The 17,673-nt window shown below is 34.2% G+C and carries 17 protein-coding genes; 8 read left to right on the top strand and 9 right to left on the bottom strand.

All coding sequences use genetic code 11. The features are described 5' to 3' along the window. Window positions 1–94: 94 nt before the first annotated feature. Both FJOH_RS02395 and FJOH_RS02390 read left to right on the top strand, forming a co-directional pair. Window positions 95–787: a MotA/TolQ/ExbB proton channel family protein gene (locus tag FJOH_RS02395; protein WP_012022552.1), complete on the top strand. Its 693-nt coding sequence runs from the start codon at window positions 95–97 to the stop codon at window positions 785–787. A gap of 3 nt (window positions 788–790) precedes the next feature. Continuing rightward, a complete protein-coding gene (locus FJOH_RS02390; RefSeq protein ID WP_044047417.1) occupies window positions 791–1,186 on the top strand; it encodes an ExbD/TolR family protein in 396 nt (131 codons plus the stop codon). Between the two features lie 183 nt (window positions 1,187–1,369). On the opposite strand, the gene FJOH_RS02385 is transcribed toward FJOH_RS02390, so the two are convergent. From FJOH_RS02385 to FJOH_RS02375, 3 genes are all read right to left on the bottom strand, one after another. Beyond that, window positions 1,370–2,272 carry a hypothetical protein gene (locus tag FJOH_RS02385; RefSeq protein WP_012022550.1) on the bottom strand — a complete coding sequence of 301 codons (903 nt, stop codon included), beginning with the start codon at window positions 2,270–2,272 and terminating at the stop codon, window positions 1,370–1,372. Between the two features lie 327 nt (window positions 2,273–2,599). After that, on the bottom strand, window positions 2,600–3,826 hold the full coding sequence (locus FJOH_RS02380; protein WP_012022549.1) for a Glu/Leu/Phe/Val dehydrogenase dimerization domain-containing protein: 1,227 nt from the start codon (window positions 3,824–3,826) through the stop codon (window positions 2,600–2,602). 142 nt (window positions 3,827–3,968) lie between these two features. Further along, window positions 3,969–4,544, bottom strand: a complete 576-nt coding sequence (locus FJOH_RS02375; protein WP_012022548.1) for a chalcone isomerase family protein — start codon at window positions 4,542–4,544, stop codon at window positions 3,969–3,971. 481 nt (window positions 4,545–5,025) lie between these two features. Here FJOH_RS02375 and FJOH_RS02370 point away from each other — a divergent pair, with 481 nt between their 5' ends. The 5 genes from FJOH_RS02370 to FJOH_RS02350 all read left to right on the top strand — a co-directional run bounded on the left by FJOH_RS02370 (window position 5,026) and on the right by FJOH_RS02350 (window position 9,007). Continuing rightward, window positions 5,026–6,168: an acyl-CoA dehydrogenase gene (locus FJOH_RS02370; protein ID WP_012022547.1), complete on the top strand. Its 1,143-nt coding sequence runs from the start codon at window positions 5,026–5,028 to the stop codon at window positions 6,166–6,168. A 143-nt stretch (window positions 6,169–6,311) separates the two neighbouring features. Then, a complete protein-coding gene (locus tag FJOH_RS02365) occupies window positions 6,312–7,289 on the top strand; it encodes a M20/M25/M40 family metallo-hydrolase (protein WP_012022546.1) in 978 nt (325 codons plus the stop codon). 35 nt (window positions 7,290–7,324) lie between these two features. Continuing rightward, a complete protein-coding gene (locus tag FJOH_RS02360; protein WP_012022545.1) occupies window positions 7,325–8,002 on the top strand; it encodes an SDR family NAD(P)-dependent oxidoreductase in 678 nt (225 codons plus the stop codon). A gap of 24 nt (window positions 8,003–8,026) precedes the next feature. After that, complete coding sequence (locus tag FJOH_RS02355) at window positions 8,027–8,398, top strand: four helix bundle protein (RefSeq protein WP_316916982.1); 372 nt, start codon at window positions 8,027–8,029, stop codon at window positions 8,396–8,398. 12 nt (window positions 8,399–8,410) lie between these two features. Further along, window positions 8,411–9,007, top strand: a complete 597-nt coding sequence (locus FJOH_RS02350) for a SprT-like domain-containing protein (protein ID WP_012022543.1) — start codon at window positions 8,411–8,413, stop codon at window positions 9,005–9,007. Between the two features lie 97 nt (window positions 9,008–9,104). Here the strand turns inward: FJOH_RS02350 and FJOH_RS02345 are convergent, their stop codons facing one another. The 6 genes from FJOH_RS02345 to gcvP all read right to left on the bottom strand — a co-directional run bounded on the left by FJOH_RS02345 (window position 9,105) and on the right by gcvP (window position 16,614). Further along, on the bottom strand, window positions 9,105–9,869 hold the full coding sequence (locus tag FJOH_RS02345) for an ABC transporter ATP-binding protein (protein ID WP_012022542.1): 765 nt from the start codon (window positions 9,867–9,869) through the stop codon (window positions 9,105–9,107). Further along, window positions 9,869–10,615: an MlaE family ABC transporter permease gene (locus tag FJOH_RS02340; RefSeq protein ID WP_012022541.1), complete on the bottom strand. Its 747-nt coding sequence runs from the start codon at window positions 10,613–10,615 to the stop codon at window positions 9,869–9,871. The genes FJOH_RS02345 and FJOH_RS02340 overlap by 1 nt, the downstream gene beginning before the upstream one ends. A gap of 79 nt (window positions 10,616–10,694) precedes the next feature. Next, window positions 10,695–11,543, bottom strand: coding sequence for a glycosyltransferase family 2 protein (locus FJOH_RS02335; protein ID WP_012022540.1), 849 nt, complete (start codon window positions 11,541–11,543; stop codon window positions 10,695–10,697). A gap of 88 nt (window positions 11,544–11,631) precedes the next feature. Then, window positions 11,632–12,159: a methyltransferase gene (locus tag FJOH_RS02330; RefSeq protein WP_012022539.1), complete on the bottom strand. Its 528-nt coding sequence runs from the start codon at window positions 12,157–12,159 to the stop codon at window positions 11,632–11,634. A gap of 159 nt (window positions 12,160–12,318) precedes the next feature. Next, the gene (locus tag FJOH_RS02325; protein WP_012022538.1) at window positions 12,319–13,377 is read right to left on the bottom strand and encodes a 3-oxoacyl-ACP synthase III family protein; all 1,059 of its coding nucleotides are present in this window, start codon (window positions 13,375–13,377) and stop codon (window positions 12,319–12,321) included. Between the two features lie 387 nt (window positions 13,378–13,764). Next, a complete protein-coding gene (gcvP, locus tag FJOH_RS02320; protein ID WP_012022537.1) occupies window positions 13,765–16,614 on the bottom strand; it encodes an aminomethyl-transferring glycine dehydrogenase in 2,850 nt (949 codons plus the stop codon). Window positions 16,615–16,837: 223 nt separating this feature from the next. On the opposite strand from gcvP, the gene FJOH_RS02315 reads away from it, so the two are divergent. Continuing rightward, window positions 16,838–17,650 (top strand): UbiA prenyltransferase family protein, encoded by an 813-nt coding sequence (locus FJOH_RS02315; protein WP_012022536.1) that lies wholly within the window; start codon window positions 16,838–16,840, stop codon window positions 17,648–17,650. Window positions 17,651–17,673: the final 23 nt, after the last annotated feature.

Below are 17,673 nucleotides of genomic sequence, written 5' to 3'. Positions count from 1 at the left end.
TCAGTTTTTTTAGTTTAATATTACAATGAAAATTATCTTTATTGCAAAATTGAAATATTTTTTAGAATTAATTATTAAAAACCAGAATTAAAATATGTTTAGCTACATTCAATTACAAGCTGATACTCTCGCAAACGCATCAAACGTAGTGATCGAAAAAATTGCACCAGAAACCGAAATCTCTGTTTTAGGCTTTATCTTAAAAGGAGGTTTTTTCTTAATACCAATCGCACTTTTATTATTTTATACGATTTACGTAATTTTTGAGCGTTACTTATATATTCAAAAAGCGTCAAGAATCGATTCTAGATTAATGCAGGATGTGGGTGATAAATTACATGCCGGAAATATTGAATTAGCCAGAACAATTGTAGAAAGAAACGATACGGCTGTTGGAAATATTCTAAAAGAAGGTGTTTTAGTAATTGGAAGACCAATTGCCGAAATCGAATCTAACATGGACCGCGCTGCTGATATTGAAATTGGAGAAATGGAAAGACGTTTAGGCCACTTAGGACTTATCGCTGGTATTGCACCAACGCTTGGTTTTATTGGAACAATTTCTGGGGTAATTAAAATTTTCTATAGTATCTCAGTTACAGAGAATATTAGTATCGGAAATATCTCTGGTGGTTTATACGAAAAAATGATTAGCTCTGGTTCAGGACTTATCGTGGGTATTATTGCGTATAGCGCTTACCACTTACTGAACGGAAAAATTGATGATTTTGCTTTAAAAATCCAGAAACAGATATTAGAATTTGTAAACATAATTCAAAGATCATAAGGTATGTCAATTAAGAGAAAAAGAAGATTTCACGCTGAGGTTGCGACTTCATCTTTGAGTGACATTATGTTTTTCCTGTTGTTGTTTTTCCTTATTATCTCAACACTGGCAAATCCGAATGTTATTAAGATGACGCTTCCAAAAGCGAAATCAAATGAAAAAACGAATAAACAATTAATTAGTTTATCAGTTACAGAAGACAAGCAGTTTTACATCGACAAACAGCCCGTTCCTTTTGAAGAATTGGAAACTACTTTAATGAACAAAATAGGAGCAGATAAAACACAGACTGTCGTAGTTAGAATTCCGTTTAATCTGCAGGTGCAAGACTTAGTTGATGTATTGCAGATAGGAGTGAAGAACAACTTGAAGTTTGTAATTGCTACAAGTCCGAAGTAAAAAAACATACATAATCTCTAGTCATTGCGAGGAACGAAGCAATCTCACTAAGGTATATCTTTGTATTACTTACAGCCGTGTGATTGCTTCGTTCCTCGCAATGACATAAAAAAAGGCTTTCAGAATTTCTGAAAGCCTTTTTTTATGAGAAACAGATTCGTGAAAATCTATGTAATTCGTATTTTAATTTAAGCTGAAATTATAAATAATCTTTCCAACTTGTTTTACAGGTGCATTATCGTCAGACTGCCATTTAGTATTCATTGCGGCAATTTTTGCCTGTTCTAGTAAACAGCTTGCTGTATTGGTAGTTCCTTTTATTCCTGGAGTCGCGCTTATGGTTTTTCCGTTTTGATCAACTGTAACTTCAACTACTACTTTTCCTTCTTCGTTACAAGTGTATTTAGGTGCTGGTTTAGATAATGCTTTTCTGTTTCCTAAAGAATATCCAGATCCGCCTCCAGAACCACCGCCGCTTCCGGCTCCGTAACCACTTCCTGTTCCAATACCATTTCCGGTTCCGTTACCGCCTCCGGTTCCTCCGCCAGAACCTCCAGATCCGTAATAACCGCTTGAACCTAAACTTCCGTTTGATTTACCTTTATTTCCCGCTGCTTTATCGTCGCCGTCTCCGCCTTTGTTTGATCCTTTCATGATACTTGCCAATGCGTCGTTTGTAGAATTTGAAACTTTTGGTTTTTCAGGAACTACTTTAGTTTCTGGTTTTACAACAGGCGTATTTTTTTTAGGTTTTTCTTTTGTTGGAATAACAACATCTGTTTCATCTGTCTCGGCATTTTCCTGAGAAAGAATAGATTCATCCGGCGTTGCTTTTGCCGGAGCTTGTTTGGCGTTGTTTTTTACATCCAGAACTTCGCTTTTATAATTTGCTCCAGAACCTACATCGCTGTCACCAAAATTTACCGTTACACCGCCGCCGCCGCCGCCTTCTGCAAGTGCAGAGTTGTTCTCTGGATTATAAGGAGGCCAAAAACGGATAAAAAACAACAATAGTATAATTACCGCATATATTGCAGTAGTGAATAGTAATGATTTCTTTTTATCTGAAGAAATGGTGAAACTCATTGTAATTCTGAATTTTGAAATTGTATTATTAAAAACGTTTAAAAGTACTAAAAATTGTTTAGAATGAAAGAGAGAATTTAACCGCAATCCCGATGGCTATCGGGAGCAAAGGTTTACGCAAGGTTCGCAAAGCAGTTTGTTTTTAAATCTCGCAAAGTCACGAAGTCGCAAAGTTTTTCATTTTTTAGTTTCTTTGCGACTTCGCGACTTTACGACAAATAAACTAGCGTTCTTTGCGCAAATCTTTGCGTCCCTTGCGGTTAAACTTAGATAAAAAAAACGAGCCAACAATAATGCGGCTCGTTTAGAATAAAGTATATAATAAGATTATACTAATTGTTTCAACGCAATTTCAAAAGCAGTTGCGCTGATATTTGTTTTAGACGAACTTAAAGCATGAGCTTTTACAATCGCATTTTTTATAGTTTCTGAAGTATCATTAAAAATAGCCTCATCTGTCATTTGAACTTTTTTCTCCATGAAATAAGCAAAAACTCTTGCCATTCCGCAGTTTGAAATAAAATCCGGAATCAAGCTCACTTTGCGGTCTACTTCTTCCATAATAGAACCAAAGAAAATTTCTTTGTCAGCAAAAGGAACATTTGCACCACAAGAGATTACTTCTAATCCGTTTGCAATTAAATTATCGATTTGTCCCTGAGTTACTAATCTTGATGCAGCACAAGGCGTGAAAATCTCAGCACCAATAGTCCAGATTTTAGAATTGATTTCTTCAAACGGGATCATATTTTCAGCAACTAATTTGTTACCGTCTTTATTTAAAAACAAAGTTCTGATTTCTTCAAAAGAAAAACCATCTTCTTTAATCAATCCGCCGTCGCGATCAATAATTCCGATAACTTTTGCTCCCATTTCTGCTAAATAAAAAGCAGCAGCAGAACCTACGTTTCCAAAACCTTGTACGATTGCTTTTTTACCTTTAATGTCACCGCCGTAAGTTGCGTAAAAATGACGAACTGCTTCTGCAACACCAAAACCAGTAATCATGTCGGCAACTGTATATTTTCTAGTTACATCTGGAGAGAATTTAGGGTTTTCAATTACCTTAATAACACCTTGACGCAATTGACCAATTCTGTTTATTTTATCAGCTTCGGTAGGTTTAAAGTGTCCGTTAAAAACACCTTCCTGCGGATGCCATACACCACATTCTTCGGTCATTGGAATTACTTCGTGGATTTCATCAACATTTAAATCTCCTCCGGTTCCGTAATAACTTTTTAATAAAGGAGAAACGGCTTTGTACCAACGCTGCAAAACACCTTTTTTGCGAGGATCGTTTGGGTCAAAATTAATTCCAGATTTAGCTCCTCCAATTGCGGGACCAGAAACTGAGAATTTAACTTCCATAGTTTTTGCCAATGACAAAACTTCGTTCATGTCTAAGCCTTTTCTCATTCTTGTTCCTCCACCCGCAGCTCCTCCGCGAAGTGAATTAATAACAGTCCACCCTTCGGCTTCTGTTTCTGAATCTTTCCAATTGAAAACAATTTCAGGTGCTTTGTTTTCAAATTGTTGTAATAAATCTTTCATTTTGTTGTGATATGTTTATTTTGCGTAAATGTATAAAATAGAATAATGCGAATAATGTATTTTGCATCAAATTTATAAAACAAAAAAGAAAAGCCGAAAACTATTTGGTTTTCGGCTTTTTGAATATTTAAAAAATTAAGAATTATTGTCCTAATAAATGTTTTTTCAAAGTTTCGTCTACTGGTTTGTCAGAAAGCCAGATTCCGAATAATGCTTTTTTGAAATCAAATCCCTGAATTTTTCCTTTCAGAATTTCGTTTTTAGAAACGTAAACATTTTGATCAAGGGGGTTGTATGCTAAAACAAATACATCTTTTTCTGTGATAGCATCGCTTAAATAACTTTTTAACTGCTCGATTCTAGGTCGTAATTCTTCAAGATTACTTCCTGCCGATTTCTCAAAACCGGTATTCATCGCTTTTGTTAATTTATTTGATGATACCATTGATGAAGTAATTTCAATGCGAATAGCCATCTCTGTATCGCTGTCGATAATAAATTGCGGATCCTGACTTAACTGCGATAAGTACAATGCCTGAACATAAACTTCTAACCACATTTTTGATCTTCCGCCAGCACCGTTAAGTTGTAAAGTTTTGCCTTGAAATTCAATTTTTCGTGGAACGGTAACACCATTTACTTCTAAGTGAGTTTGTGCAGAAACTTCAGAAAACTGTAGACTTAAAAGGAGTGTAAGTACTAGTAAAATCTTTCTCATACTCTGTCAATTATTTAATTTTTGGTCAAAAATAATGTTAATTTATCAATTTTATTGATATGTTGAGCAAGTTTTTTTCTTTTGTTTTTTGAATTTTTTTGTTCTATTGCTTTAATAATCAAATTAGTAAGACTTGTTTTGCGTAGATTTGCCCGCTTTATGAATTGTTTAATCTTTTACTGATAAGAATTGTCTTAGAAAAAGAATTTTTTTTGCATAATTTTTTAATTTTTTTGATGCTGAGTTTTAGAAAATTCGCTGCAGGATTATTGCTTCTGTATTATAAATAGTGAATATTTACGAAAACGTTATCGTTATCGCTGCTGATCTATTAAATTTATATGCATGCATTGTAAATTACGCATTTAAAAATTATCTTTGAAAGCCTTTTTTATAAAAAGACATTTCAAAAAAACAAATAATAAAAAACCACATAAACTGAATTTTCAATTTGGTTTAGAAAAACAATAAAATAAAAACTATGGATTTTAATCTTACCGAAGAACATTTAATGATTCAGCAAGCTGCAAGAGATTTTGCTCAAAATGAATTATTGCCAGGAGTTATTGAACGCGACGAAAAACAAATTTTTCCAACTGAACAAGTTAAAAAAATGGGAGAACTTGGATTCATGGGAATGATGGTTGATCCAAAATACGGCGGAAGCGGACTTGATGCAATTTCTTATGTAATTGCTATGGAAGAAATTTCTAAAATTGATGCTTCGGCTTCTGTAGTAATGTCGGTAAATAATTCTTTAGTCTGCTGGGGATTACAGGAATTTGGAACTGAAGAACAAAAACAAAAATATTTACCGGGATTGGCTTCGGGTCAAATTCATGGGGCTTTTTGTTTGAGCGAGCCAGAGGCGGGAAGTGATGCTACTTCGCAAAAAACAACTGCGATTGATATGGGCGATCATTATTTGGTAAACGGAACTAAAAACTGGATTACTAACGGAAACACAGCTTCTGTATATTTAGTAATTGCACAAACGCATCCTGAATTAAAACATAAAGGAATCAATGCGTTGATTATGACTAAAGATATGCCTGGTTTTTCTGTTGGTCCAAAAGAGCAAAAAATGGGAATCCGCGGTTCTGATACGCACTCTTTAATGTTTACGGATGTTAAAGTTCCAAAAGAAAACAGAATCGGCGAAGATGGTTTTGGGTTTAAATTTGCAATGAAAACTTTAGCAGGCGGTAGAATTGGTATTGCATCTCAGGCTTTAGGAATTGCTTCCGGAGCTTATGAACTGGCACTAAAATATTCTAAAGAGCGTAAAGCTTTTGGAACTGAAATCTGCAACCATCAGGCAATTGCTTTTAAATTGGCAGATATGGCGGTTAATATCGAAGCAGCACGTCACTTATGTATGAAAGCGGCTTGGGATAAAGACAATCATAAAAATTATGACGTGAGCGGTGCAATGGCAAAATTATTCGCTTCTCAGGTTGCAATGGATACTGCGGTTGAAGCAGTTCAAATTCATGGAGGAAACGGTTATGTAAAAGAATACCATGTTGAGCGTTTAATGCGTGATGCAAAAATTACTCAGATTTATGAAGGAACTTCAGAAATCCAGAAAATTGTAATTTCAAGAGCCGTTATCGCAGGATAAATTCTCTTTAAAATATATTTTAAACCCTTTCAGCTTTTTAGTTTGAAAGGGTTTTTTTATGAATATTCTATTACTTTTCATAAGTTTATAGTTTCAAGTAAAATAATACTTTCAACCCATTAATAAACTAACCGCAAAATACCATGAAAAAACTATACTTTTTACTTCCGTTTGTTTTTTTAGCTTGTAAATCAGGAACTTCAACTGTAAATGAAAAAGAATCAAAAACAGAAGCAAAACCTGTTGAGATTAGTTATAAAGTAGAAGAGTCTGAAGTGTCAGATTTTTTAAAATACCTTTCTTCGGATGAATTAGAAGGTCGTGACACGGGAACAAAAGGAATCGAAAAAGCAGCTGTTTTTTTAGAAGATTTTTTTAAAAAGAACAATGTCAAACCTTATTTTAAAACTTATCGCGATACTTTAACCAATTTTAAACTTCCGGCTTTTAATATTGTTGGAGTTTTAGAGGGAACAGATCCGGTTCTTAAAAATGAATATGTAGTTTTAAGCGCACATTATGATCATATTGGAATTGAAAAGAAACAGCAGCCAGATCAAATTTACAACGGTGCAAATGATGATGCATCCGGAGTTACAGCTGTAGCGCAGATGGCGAAATATTTCAGCAAAACCAAATCGAATAAACGAAGCATTCTTTTTGTGTTTTTTGCCGGAGAAGAAAAAGGACTTCTGGGTTCTAAAAGCATGGTTCAGAAACTCAAAGCACAAAATTTTAATTTATATACACAGCTGAATATCGAAATGATAGGCGTTCCTATGAAACGTGATTATCTGGCTTATATTACTGGTTTTGATAAATCGAATATGGCCGAAAAAATAAATGAATATACAGGAAAAAAGACAATCGGATTTTTACCAAAAGAAGCCGAATACAAATTGTTTTACAGATCTGATAATTATTCGTTTTATGATGTTTTTAAAAAGCCATGTCAGTCTTTGAGTACTTTCGATTTTGAAAATTTTGATTTTTATCACCATGTTTCAGATGAATTTAAAGTAATGGATATTCCGCATATTACTAACTTTATTCAGGAGTTACTTCCGGCTGTAACCAAAATAAGTACTTCGCCGACTCAGGAAATTGTAATGAATAAATAACAGTTCTTTATTTTGGTTTTCCTTATTTTTGCTTCATGAAAAATATTATTGTTACCGGAACGAGTAGAGGTATTGGCTACGAATTGGCTTTGCAGTTTGCCAACGCCGGAAATCAGGTTTTAGCGATTTCAAGAAAAACTCCAAAATCACTTTTAGAACATCAAAATGTAACCTGCCTGGCAATTGATCTGGCAGATGAAACCGCTTTGGAGGAAGTAGAAAAATTTCTTTCTTCAAGCTGGAAAAAAGTAGATGCGTTAGTTCATAATGCCGGAACCTTACTTTTAAAACCTTTTGCTGAAACAACCCAAGCCGATTTTGAAAGTATTTATAAAGTAAATGTTTTTGCTGTAGCTAATCTTACCAGAATCTGTCTGCCTTATTTACAAAAAGGAAGCCACGTTGTAACGATTAGTTCGATTGGCGGTGTACGCGGCAGTCTTAAGTTTGCCGGATTAGCGGCATACAGTTCAAGTAAAGGTGCTGTGATTACTTTAACCGAATTATTGGCAGAAGAATATAAAGAGCAAGGTATTTCATTTAATGTTCTGGCTTTGGGCTCGGTTCAGACAGAAATGCTTAATGAAGCTTTTCCAGGATATCAGGCGCCAATTTCTGCTGAAGGAATGGCCGCATATATTTATGATTTTACTCTTAACGGAAATAAATATTTTAACGGAAAAGTATTAGAAGTTTCATCGACAAATCCGTAAATAGTTATGAATTGTGAGTTATGAATTATAAGTGAGAGTATTGTAAAAACTAAAAGTTTTGAGTTAGCCGTAAGAGGAGTTAATTTTTATAAATGGCTGGTTGCAGAGAGAAAAGAATTTGTAATGAGTAAACAATTTTTACGTTCAATTACTTCAGTTGGTGCAAATTTTAGAGAAGCTGTCAATGCACAAAGTAAACCTGATTTTATTCATAAATTGTCAATCGCTCAGAAAGAATGTGATGAATCAATGTATTGGTTAGAAATATTAATTGCAACGAATTATATTACTAATACTGAATTTGAGTCAATGCATAAACAATGCGAGGAAGCACTAAAAATCATAAAAAGTATAATCATAACCACAAAGAAAAAACTCATAACTTATAACTCATAATTTATAATTATTTTGAGCGATACATTAGCAAAATATATTCCCGAGCATGCTGTAAAGCCTGTTTTTGATTTGATTGTAGCCAATCAGGTGCATTTGAAGATCGTAAACGAACGTCAGACACGTCATGGAGATTACAGGCGTGGACCTAGCGGTAAACATGAAATTACGGTTAATGCAAGTTTGAATAAATACAGGTTTATGATTACGCTGATTCATGAAATTGCACATTTGGTTGCTTTTGAAAAATTCGGTCGAAATATAAAACCACACGGAAATGAATGGAAATTTACTTTTCAAAGATTAATGGTTCCGTTTATTCGGCCAGAGATATTTCCGAGTCAGATATTACCTTTATTAGCAAGACATTTTAAGAATCCGTCGGCGAGCAGTGATACAGATACAACTTTATCTTTGGCATTAAAGCAATTTGATACAGACAACGACAAAAGTTATGTTTTTGAAATCCCGTTTGGAAGCGTTTTTAGGATCAAAAACGGAAAAGTATTCAAGAAACTAGCAGTTCGTACCAAACGTTTTGAATGCATTGAAATAAGCTCTGGAAAAACATATCTTTTTAATCCAAATGCCGAAGTTGAATTGATGGATTAGAAAAATCAATTCATAAATATATCCAAAAAAAGAAATCCCAAATTCCAATTTAAACAACTTGGAATTTGGGATTTTATGTATTGTAAATTTTAAAAGTTTATAGTCCTCTTAAATATGCTTCACGTACTTTCTTGAACAGGTTAGAAGAGTATACAAACTTAACAATATCTTTATTGTCGGTTTTAAAGATTTCTTCTTTAGTTCCCTGCCAGGCTTTTAATCCTTTTTTTAAGAAAACAATATTTTCACCAATTTCCATCACAGAGTTCATGTCGTGAGTATTAATTACGGTAGTAATATTGTATTCTTTCGTGATTTCCTGAATCAGATTATCAATCAAAGTTGAAGTATTCGGGTCCAGACCTGAGTTTGGTTCATCACAAAACAAATATTTCGGATTGTTTACAATAGCACGCGCAATCGCAACACGTTTTTGCATACCTCCGGAAATTTCAGAAGGTAATTTTTTATGAGCATCTATCAGATTTACTCTTTCTAAAACAAAATCAACACGTTCCTGAATTTGTGCTTTGTTGTTTTTGGTGAACATTTTTAACGGGAAAGCCACATTTTCTTCAACTGTCATCGAGTCAAATAATGCAGAACCTTGAAATACCATCCCGATTTCGGTTCTTAATTCACGTTTTTCGTCTTTATCTAAATCAGAATAAACTCTTCCGTCAAATTCAATTGTTCCTGAGTCAGGTGTGTGAATTCCTAAAAGTGTTTTTAATAAAACTGTTTTTCCAGATCCACTTTGTCCAATAATCAAGTTGGTTTTTCCAGTTTCAAATACCGTCGAAACGCCTTTTAAAACTTTACTGTCACCAAATGATTTTTCTATATTTTTTACTTCTATCATTATCCTAGTAATAATTGAGTTAATATATAATTTAAAAGGATGATAGTAACAGATGTCCATACAAATGACGTTGTACTAGCCTTACCAACTTCTAATGCACCACCTTTCATGTAATATCCATGAAAAGACGGAATTGTTGCCAATAACATGGCGAAGATTAAAGTCTTTATAAAGGCATACGTAATATGAAATGGTATGAAATCTTTCTGGGCTCCCATAATAAAATCTGCTCCGGTTGAAAATCCTCCGTAAGCACAAGCAAGCCATCCTCCAAAAATTCCTAAAAACATACTAATCCCAATAACAAAAGGGTACATTAATAAAGCTATAATTTTTGGGAAAACAAGGTAGTTTACTGAGTTAACTCCCATAACTTCTAACGCATCAATTTGTTCTGTAACACGCATCGTTCCGATACTTGAAGTGATGTAAGACCCCATTTTTCCGGCCATAATTACCGAAATAAAAGTAGGGGCAAACTCTAAAACTACAGATTGACGTGTAGCAAAACCAATAAGATATTTTGGAATTAAGGGATTGGTTAAATTTAATGCCGTTTGAATGGCAACAACTCCTCCAATAAAAAATGATATAAAGCAGACAATTCCAAGTGAATCAATAATCAAATCATCAATTTCTTTGAAAATTAAATTTTTCATAACAGGCCATTTGGTCTGTTTATTGAAAATTTCCTTCAGCATTAAAAAATATTTTCCTATTTGGGATAAATAACGAATTAGCATCATAAGTTTTAAATATTGGCTAAATTAAGGATTAGTTTACAGTTTACCGTTTCAGTTTGCAGTTTTTTAATTTTTTTTAAGATTAAAAAAGCTTTTCTTTCATCTTTTTTAAACGATAATTTCTAATAAATTTAGCTTGTTCAGGGGTAACTAATAAAGGAGTTTTTGCTTTTTTGGCCTTCAAAAAACCTTTGATATAATCTAAAAAGAGAAACGGCTTTTTCTTCATCATTGCCAGTTTTGCCGAAGCAATTGCAGTAATCCAAAAACCATAACCTAAAGTATAAAAAGCTTCGCCTTGTTTGTAGCGGGCAGTTTTGTTGTAATTTGCACCAGTTGGTTTTAGATGTTTTACATGTAAAGATTCATCGGTAACAATTTTCCAATCGTAATATTTACAAAGTAATTCATCTACAGTGTCCCAGCCCATTGCTGGTCGTAAACCTTCAATTTGCTGGAAAGTCTCTTTTCGGTACGCTTTTAAAGCTCCGCGAATATGGTCTTTATCCGTAAGGTTTTCTAAAACCCATTCGCCGTTTTTATCAATATAGCAGAATCCGCCGGCCATTCCAATTTTTGGATCAGATTCGAAATGTTTGATTATAGTTTCAAAATAGTTTGGCGGGAAAATTAAGTCGCCGTCTATTTTTACAATAATATCGTAATCAGAACCCAGAGTTTCAAAACCTTTCTGGAAAGCTTGTATTACTTTGCTTCCCGGTAAATGAATCGCATCTGAAGTTTTGTTTACAACAGAAATATACGGATTATCTTTTGCAAAACTTAATACAACTTCTTCCGTTTTATCTGTCGAATTGTCGTTTACAACTACAACTTTTGCAGGCAGAACAGTTTGAGTAACCAGAGATTGTAAAGTCAGGCCAATTAAATCTTGTTCGTTATGAGCGGGAATGACGATGTAATATTTCATTTTAAGAATTTTAGATTTTAGACTTTAGACTTTAGATTCTGTGAAAGTCATCTAAAAATCAAAAATCAAAAACCGTTAATCTGCAATCTTAGTTCTTAACTTTTTCAGCTGCAACAATATAATATCTTGGAGTAAAATATCGTAATAAAGGTCTGATTCCAAGTTTTTTTACCGGATGTGTAAATTGAAGACGGTCTGTTATTTTCCATCCTGTTTTTTCTAAAAGCCAGTCCAATTGCCAGTCTTCAAATTCGTGGTAATGTCTGTCCCACATATCAGTTTTAGATCGATAAGCAGGTGAGAACCATAAACGCAGCGGAATTGAAATTAACAATTTGTCGCATTTTACGTTTTCTAAAATTGTGTATGGATTTAGTAAATGTTCGAAAATTTCAAATGCTGTAAAAACAGTATATTCTTCTGTTTGCAAAGCAGTATGATCGTTATCTAAATCTTCGCCTTTTGTGTTTTTAACTGTATATCCGTTTTCTTCCATTATTTTAGAAAATGGATTCGGTACGCCAAAATCAAAAATGGTTTCTGATGTGTTAACGTGCTTTTGTAAAAACTCTAAGGTAAGTTTGAATCTTTTATTCGGAAACGTTTTTTCGTACATAGTTATTGCGAGGAACGAAACAAGCTCTCGTTCTTGATTTTAATTAGGTCGCAAATATACTAAAAAAGTCCGCACTATAAGATGCGGACTTTTTTAAGTTTTCAGTCTCAGTCACAGTATTCAGTCTAAGAAACTGAATACTGTGACTGTAAACTGCGACTAGTATCGGTAAACAAAAGCATTAATATTCATTCCGGCTCCTACTGAAGCAAAAATAATAACATCGCCTTTGTTGATTTCCTGGTTTTCAATTTTTCCTTGTAAAATTAAATCGAATAAGGTTGGAACAGTTGCAACACTGCTGTTTCCCAGATCATGTATACTCATTGGCATGATGTCTTTTGGCGGTGTTTTATCGTAAAGTTTGTAGAAACGCTCGATAATTGCTTCGTCCATTTTTTCGTTTGCCTGATGGATTAAGATCTTCTTTACTTCGTCAATGGCAATACCGCTTTTATCTAAACAGCTTTTCATAGCGCACGGAACATTGCTCAAAGCAAATTCGTAAATTTTACGTCCATACATTTTGATGTATTTGATATCCGGATCTAAATCTGGATTATATGATTTTCCAAAGAAAAGATAATTAGCTTCATCATTGGCATAAGTAGCGCTTTCGTAAGATAATAATCCTGCTTCATCTGTTGATGCTTCTAAAATAGAAACTCCGGCTCCATCAGAATAAATCATCGAATCGCGGTCATGATCATCAACAACTCTTGATAAAGTTTCAGCTCCAATTACCATTACTCTTTTAGCCATTCCGGATTTAATGAAAGCATTTGCCTGAAGCACGCCTTCAATCCAGCCCGGACATCCAAAAAGAATATCGTAAGCCACACATTTAGGGTTTTTGATTCCTAATTTGTTTTTTACACGTGTTGCTAAACTTGGCAGAATATCAGTTTGATGAGTTGCGGTTTTTACATCGCCAAAGTTGTGAGCGAAAATGATATAATCTAAAGTTTCAGCATCGATTCCGGCATTTGCAATAGCCTTTTGAGCTGCGAAAAATGCTAAATCAGATGCAGTATATTGAGGTTCGGCATAACGGCGGTTTTGAATTCCCGTAATACCTTTAAATTTTTTAATTACAACTTCATTCGGATAACCAAAAGGAGTTCCGTCCTCATTTAAAAAAACATGTTTGTCAAAATCTGTGTTTTTTACTTCTAAATTAGGAATATAACTCCCAATACCAATAATTTTTATTTTCATTTTTGCCCGTTATTATCCGATAAATTTCATGCTAAAGTATAAATAAAAATATGATAACTATCATAAAAAATACTATGCACGCATATAATTATGAAATAACGATTTTTTAAAGGATATATTGTTTATTTTTTAATGATTTTTTGCTTTTTCCGAGATTTCAAACGTTTGAGATTGATTGTTAAACTTAAATTTTATTTATTTATATTTTTTGAAATGTTATAAAACTGAGTAGTATTTTCTAGAATGTTATAAAAATTTAAAATTGATTTTTTAAGTCAAAATAATTCAATGAAATTATAATTTGTCAGTTTTGTAAAACTTCGATATAAAACAAAACCCGACAAGTTTCTAGAACCTGCCGGGTTTGAATATGTGTAAAACTATTTTTTAGTTTTCCATGTAAGCTTCAATAGGAGCACAGCTGCAAACCAGGTTTCTGTCACCATAAGCGTCGTCTACGCGGCGAACTGATGGCCAGAATTTATTGTCAGCAATATACTCTAATGGATAAGCCGCTTTTTCTCTAGAATAAGGGAAATCCCAAGAATCAGAAGTTAACATTGCTAATGTGTGAGGTGCATTTTTCAATACATTGTTTTTGTCATCAGCAGTTGCAGCTTCAATTTCTTTTCTGATTGAGATAAGTGCATCACAAAAACGATCCAATTCAGCTAAATCTTCAGATTCTGTTGGTTCGATCATTAAAGTTCCGGCAACAGGAAAAGAAACCGTAGGAGCGTGGAAACCGTAATCCATTAAACGTTTTGCGATATCACCAACTTCGATTCCGTTTTCTTTAAATGCACGGCAATCTAAAATCATTTCGTGTGCTGCTCTTCCACATTCTCCAGTATAAAGAATTGGGTAGTGGCCTTCAAAACGAGATTTCATATAGTTAGCATTCAAGATTGCATGTTCTGTAGCACTTTTTAATCCTTCAGCTCCCATCATTGTAATGTAACCGTAAGAAATTAAACATACTAAAGCTGATCCGTAAGGAGCAGATGAAATAGCAGTAATAGCTTGTTCTCCGCCTACTTTTAAGATTGGATTTGTAGGCAAGAACGGAACTAATTTTTCGTTCACACAAATTGGTCCAACTCCAGGCCCGCCGCCACCGTGAGGAATAGCAAATGTTTTGTGTAAGTTTAAGTGACAAACGTCAGCGCCAATTGTAGCAGGATTTGTTAATCCAACCTGCGCGTTCATGTTTGCACCATCCATATATACTAATCCGCCGTTTTCGTGGATTAATTTAGTGATTTCAATAATCGAAGATTCAAAAACTCCGTGAGTAGAAGGATAGGTTACCATTAAACAAGATAAATCATCTTTATGCTCAATTGCTTTTTCTCTTAAATCTTCTACGTCAATATTTCCTTCAGGAGTCGTTTTCGTAACAATGATTTTCATTCCGGCCATCGCTGCAGAAGCAGGATTTGTTCCGTGAGCTGATGATGGAATTAAACATACATTACGGTGACCTTCGTTTCTTGATAAATGGTAAGCACGAATCGCCATTAATCCAGCATATTCTCCCTGAGCTCCAGAGTTTGGCTGCAATGTTGTTCCGGCAAATCCAGTAATTACATTTAATTGCTGCTCTAATTTTTTAAGCATCGTGATGTAACCTTCAGCTTGCTCAACTGGTGCAAACGGGTGAATGCTGTTCCAGTTTGGCATTGAAAGAGGCAGCATTTCAGAAGCAGCATTCAATTTCATTGTACAAGAACCTAATGAAATCATTGAGTGATTCAATGATAAATCTTTACGCTCTAATTTTTTGATGTAACGCATCAATTGACTTTCAGAATGATGATTGTTGAAAACATCATGCGTTAAGAAAGACGACGTTCTTTCTAACGAAGCCGGTAATTGACTAGCTGTAGTTAATTCAGAAACTGTAACTGCTTCTTTACCTAAAGCTTCAGCAAAAATTGCAATGATTTGGTTGATGTCTGAAACAGAAGTTGTTTCGTTTAATGAAATCGAAACTGATTCAGCATCAGGATAGAAGAAGTTTACTTCGTTTTTCTCAGCAATCGCTTTTACTTTTTGAGCATCAGCTTTTACCAAAATTGTATCAAAGAAAGCTGTGTTTGTTTGGAAAACTCCTAATTTATTTAAAGCTTCAGCAGTAGTAACTGCAGAGGCATGAACTTTGTTTGCAATGTATTTCAATCCTTTTGGTCCGTGGTAAACAGCGTACATTCCGGCCATAACTGCTAGTAAAACCTGAGCAGTACAAATATTAGAAGTTGCTTTTTCACGTTTAATGTGCTGTTCACGAGTTCCTAAAGCCATACGTAAAGCACGATTTCCGTTTGCATCAACAGAAACTCCAATAATACGGCCCGGCATTGAACGTTTGTACTCATCTTTAGTCGCAAAATATGCTGCGTGAGGACCTCCGTAACCCATTGGTACACCAAAACGCTGAGTTGTTCCAACTACTACTGCAGCTCCCATTTCTCCCGGAGAAGTTAAGGCAGCTAATGATAAAATATCAGCAGCAAAGGCAACTTTGATTTCATTTTCTTTTGCTTTAGCAACAAAAGCACCGTAATCGTTTACCTGACCATATTTTCCTGGGTATTGTAAAATAGCTCCGAAAAACTCAGTTGAAAAATCAAATGTTTCGTGGTTACCAACAACTAATTCAATTCCAATTGGAGTTGAACGTGTTTGAAGTACAGATAAAGTCTGAGGTAAAATTTCTTCAGAAACGAAGAATTTGTGTGTATTATTTTTCTTTTGATCTCTCGTACGAACGTCAAATAATAACGCCATAGCTTCTGCAGCTGCAGTTCCTTCATCTAATAAAGAAGCGTTAGCAATTTCCATTCCTGTTAACTCGATAACAGTAGTCTGGAAATTTAAGATAGCTTCAAGACGACCTTGAGCAATTTCTGCCTGATAAGGTGTGTAAGCTGTATACCATCCCGGGTTTTCAAAGATGTTTCTCTGAATTGGAGCCGGAACGATTGTTGGATGATAACCCAAACCAATATAGGATTTGAATACTTTATTTTTCTTTCCTAATTCCTGAATGTGGTTTGCGAATTCGTATTCTGTCATAGCAGGATCTAAATTCAAAGGAGCTTTTAAACGAATATCGTCCGGAAGGGTTTCATAAACAAGTTGTTCAATCGAGTCAACACCAATTGTTTGTAACATGTGTTGAAGATCTGTTTCTCTTGGACCAATGTGTCTTAAAGCAAAAGCATCTGTTTTCATTTGTAGCAGTCTATTTTTTAAAGATCAAAAGTAATTTGCCGGGTGTTTTATTTGACGTAATCTCATGCTACACAAGGTTTATTACATTTTATAGTAAATGTGTTGTTTTTTTGTGGCGCAAAATTAAGTATTATTAATAATTTAATGGGTATTTTTAACTTCAATTTTTGTCAATTTTCTAACTAAAGAGTTGATTTGTTACCAATTGATTAGATTTCGGGATATGAAACTTCTAAAACAAATATTTAATTTTTATTTAAACAGCAGTATTCACGTGGCTTTATCGTGTTATGCTTTAGTTCGAATTACGTTTCATGTGTTTCATATTCAATACGATGCGCCAATGGCGTTATTTGTTTTCTTTGGAACAATTGTAGGATATAATTTCGTAAAATATGACGCATTAGTCCGCGTAAAGAAAAATCCAATTGGGACTCAATTAAAAATTATCGCCGTTTTAAGTTTTATTTCTGTGATTTTGGTCGGTTATTATTTTTTTCATTTAAAGCGGATTACTCAAATTGTGTCTGTTGTAATTTTTTTAATTACCGCACTTTATACACTTCCGTTTTTCCCAAACCGAAGAAATGCCCGAAATTGGGCAGGCGTAAAAATTTATATTGTAGCGCTTTGCTGGGTTGGTGCGACTTTGGTTCTGCCTTTAATAAATGCCGAAATTCCGTTTACAACAGATTTCCTCATCAAATGCATTCAGCGATTTGTATTGGTTTTTGTTTTGATATTGGTTTTCGAAATTATCGATTTGGCAAACGACGATCCGCATCTGCAAACCGTGCCGCAGACAATTGGCGTTAAGAAAACAAAACTTTTAGGATTTTTACTTCTGATTCCGTTTTGGTTTTTAGAAGTTTTTATTTCAACATTCAATTATCACGATGCAATTATAAATCTTATCATGGTCATCATGCTGATGTTATTTATCTTTTTTGCCAACTCAAATCGTTCTAAATATTACACTTCCTTTTGGGTTGAAAGTGTTCCAATATTTTGGTGGCTGATGATTGTGTTTTTATAAAAATAATTTGGGCGTGACCCTCC

Source organism: Flavobacterium johnsoniae UW101 (assembly GCF_000016645.1).
Classification (GTDB): Bacteria; Bacteroidota; Bacteroidia; order Flavobacteriales; family Flavobacteriaceae; genus Flavobacterium; species Flavobacterium johnsoniae.
This window is presented reverse-complemented; position numbering and strand designations above follow the sequence as displayed.

Excerpts from the sequence above, each read along its gene's own strand:
- FJOH_RS02365 (WP_012022546.1), top strand. The coding sequence starts at position 6,312 with ATGAAAAAACTATACTTTTTACTTCCGTTTGTTTTTTTAGCTTGTAAA.
- FJOH_RS02315 (WP_012022536.1), top strand. The coding sequence starts at position 16,838 with ATGAAACTTCTAAAACAAATATTTAATTTTTATTTAAACAGCAGTATT.
- FJOH_RS02360 (WP_012022545.1), top strand. The coding sequence starts at position 7,325 with ATGAAAAATATTATTGTTACCGGAACGAGTAGAGGTATTGGCTACGAA.
- FJOH_RS02390 (WP_044047417.1), top strand. The coding sequence starts at position 791 with ATGTCAATTAAGAGAAAAAGAAGATTTCACGCTGAGGTTGCGACTTCA.
- FJOH_RS02375 (WP_012022548.1), bottom strand. The coding sequence starts at position 4,544 with ATGAGAAAGATTTTACTAGTACTTACACTCCTTTTAAGTCTACAGTTT.
- FJOH_RS02335 (WP_012022540.1), bottom strand. The coding sequence starts at position 11,543 with ATGAAATATTACATCGTCATTCCCGCTCATAACGAACAAGATTTAATT.
- FJOH_RS02330 (WP_012022539.1), bottom strand. The coding sequence starts at position 12,159 with ATGTACGAAAAAACGTTTCCGAATAAAAGATTCAAACTTACCTTAGAG.
- FJOH_RS02370 (WP_012022547.1), top strand. The coding sequence starts at position 5,026 with ATGGATTTTAATCTTACCGAAGAACATTTAATGATTCAGCAAGCTGCA.
- FJOH_RS02325 (WP_012022538.1), bottom strand. The coding sequence starts at position 13,377 with ATGAAAATAAAAATTATTGGTATTGGGAGTTATATTCCTAATTTAGAA.
- FJOH_RS02380 (WP_012022549.1), bottom strand. The coding sequence starts at position 3,826 with ATGAAAGATTTATTACAACAATTTGAAAACAAAGCACCTGAAATTGTT.
- FJOH_RS02340 (WP_012022541.1), bottom strand. The coding sequence starts at position 10,615 with ATGATGCTAATTCGTTATTTATCCCAAATAGGAAAATATTTTTTAATG.
- FJOH_RS02395 (WP_012022552.1), top strand. The coding sequence starts at position 95 with ATGTTTAGCTACATTCAATTACAAGCTGATACTCTCGCAAACGCATCA.
- gcvP (WP_012022537.1), bottom strand. The coding sequence starts at position 16,614 with ATGAAAACAGATGCTTTTGCTTTAAGACACATTGGTCCAAGAGAAACA.
- FJOH_RS02385 (WP_012022550.1), bottom strand. The coding sequence starts at position 2,272 with ATGAGTTTCACCATTTCTTCAGATAAAAAGAAATCATTACTATTCACT.
- FJOH_RS02345 (WP_012022542.1), bottom strand. The coding sequence starts at position 9,869 with ATGATAGAAGTAAAAAATATAGAAAAATCATTTGGTGACAGTAAAGTT.